4 protein-coding genes are annotated in these 1951 nt (G+C 37.5%); all 4 read right to left on the bottom strand.

Features of this window, described 5'->3' with window-relative positions; all coding sequences use genetic code 11:
- Positions 1-94: DUF4372 domain-containing protein (locus tag F948_RS16300; protein WP_004958729.1), on the bottom strand; the 94-nt coding region annotated here is incomplete at its 3' end.
- Positions 95-221: 127 nt separating this feature from the next.
- Complete coding sequence (locus tag F948_RS01075; RefSeq protein ID WP_004958726.1) at positions 222-830, bottom strand: flavin reductase family protein; 609 nt, start codon at positions 828-830, stop codon at positions 222-224.
- 23 nt (positions 831-853) lie between these two features.
- Positions 854-1267 carry a GFA family protein gene (locus F948_RS01070; protein WP_004916686.1) on the bottom strand — a complete coding sequence of 138 codons (414 nt, stop codon included), beginning with the start codon at positions 1265-1267 and terminating at the stop codon, positions 854-856.
- Positions 1268-1380: 113 nt separating this feature from the next.
- A partial coding sequence (locus tag F948_RS01065) for a cation:dicarboxylate symporter family transporter (RefSeq protein WP_004958723.1) occupies positions 1381-1951 on the bottom strand: 571 nt, incomplete at its 5' end.

Raw genomic sequence — 1951 nt, 5'->3', positions numbered from 1 at the left:
TTTGCCCAGAGTGGTGCAGTTTAGCCAGACGTTCAAAATCTTGTCTTAGAATGGGTTTGAGTAATTGATGAAATACGGTATTCTGATGTGACAAAACCTGAGTCCTTTATAGTTAAAGTGTTTGTTTGCACTCATATTTTAACTATTTAGACTCAGTTTTTTTTATTTAGAGCAAACTATGGGACAGTAGTGGGATTAAAACCTCCTTTTTTGAATCTCGATTAAACTTGCGGTCTCGATAATTTACGCAGATCACTAGTTAAACTATAAAAATCACCACCCATTTTTCCAAGACTGTTTAATTTTTCTTGGTCTATCATCGTTCCATTCCAGACTCGATCATCTACATAAATCGCTTGAACATCGAGTAAAGCAACTTTTCCTCCAGAGGGAAGTGTGCTGAACTCTAAAATTTCTCTTAAGCGGCACTCGTAACGAACCAAAGAGTCTTGAACAGATAAGGGTTGTACTGAATAGCTTGGACAAGATTCAATCTCAGCATATTCAAATTCACTTTGCTCAGCAGCTAATGATGCACAAGACAAATTCAATTTCTCAAGTAGTTTTGTATCAGCGATATGGACCACACACTCTTGAGTATCAATAAGATTTCGAAGTGTGTCTTTATCCTGCCCACTTTGTGGGTTCACTTGTGAATACCATAAGATCGGTGGGTTACAACTCGCCACACTAAAAAATGAATAAGGGGCGATATTGGCGACACCATCTTTAGATAAAGTGCTGATCCATGCAATTGGTCGAGGGGTAATCCCACCGACTAAAAGTCGATACACTTCCGTTGGGCTTAACGATGCCGTCTCAAAAATCATGTTTAATCCTCAACCTAAAGCGATTATGGTCGCTCAACATATTGTGGTAAATCATCTGCAATACAGTCCCACTCTGCTTTTGATGCCGCAAAAATATGCATGGTTGGTCTTTGCTGAATAGCGGTATCCAGAGTACCTATTCTTAAGCGATAAAACTCAGGTATATCTGATTTAATACTTATAATAGGTGAGCCACAATCTGTACAAAAACAACGTTGAGTCGTCTCAGTGGATTGAAATTTTTTGAGTAGATGCTCACCTTGCGTAATTTTAAAATCACTTACTTTAATTGGAGCATTTGTGGCATAAGCTGTGCCATTGGCTTTACGACAACGCTGACAATGACATTGCACAATATCTCCAATTTCGCCATGGATTTCATAACGAATACCGTTGCACAAACAACTGCCGTGATATACAGGTAAAGTTTGAGACATTGCACATTCCTTTGATGAATTTTCCATTAAAAATATAGGCTAGATATAAGCTCCATGCAAATTAGAAATGCTATTTTTAAGAAACTATTTATTGTCTCAGATAGTGATTTAATCTAGGAATTCAACTCAATCTTTTGATCCAATACAGCTTGGGCACGTGCATGATCAATATCCTGTTCCCAATGAGCAATCGCAACCGTTGTCACACAATTTCCGATCAAATTCGTACAAGCACGTACAATCCCAATAAACCAATCAACGGACAATAACAACACCAAGCCAATCGTTGGAAGACTGGGTATGACAGACAAAGTTGCAGCTAATATCACTAGTGCAGAACCTGGGATACCGTGTGCACCTTTTGAAGTCACCAAAGAAACCAATAAAATTGCAAGTAAATCATGCATCGATAAATCAATATTGCAAGCTTGGGCAATAAATATAACGCCAAGAGTTAGATAGATAGAGAATCCATCTAGATTAAAAGAATAGCCTGTTGGGATCACTAAACCCACAGTGGAATCCTTAATTCCTAGATTTTTTAACTTTTTCATTATCTGAGGCAACACTGAATCGGAGGATGCAGTTCCCAATACAATGGATAGTTCTGCTTTAAAATAATTTAGAAATTTAAATATATAGGACTTACGCATTGACGGATTCAAAAAAGTACTAAAATACTTT

This window comes from Acinetobacter junii CIP 64.5, from assembly GCF_000368765.1.
Taxonomy (GTDB): domain Bacteria; phylum Pseudomonadota; class Gammaproteobacteria; order Pseudomonadales; family Moraxellaceae; genus Acinetobacter; species Acinetobacter junii.
This window is presented reverse-complemented; position numbering and strand designations above follow the sequence as displayed.

Coding starts and splice junctions, on each gene's coding strand:
- F948_RS01075 (WP_004958726.1), bottom strand. CDS start 830: ATGATTTTTGAGACGGCATCGTTAAGCCCAACGGAAGTGTATCGACTT.
- F948_RS01070 (WP_004916686.1), bottom strand. CDS start 1,267: ATGTCTCAAACTTTACCTGTATATCACGGCAGTTGTTTGTGCAACGGT.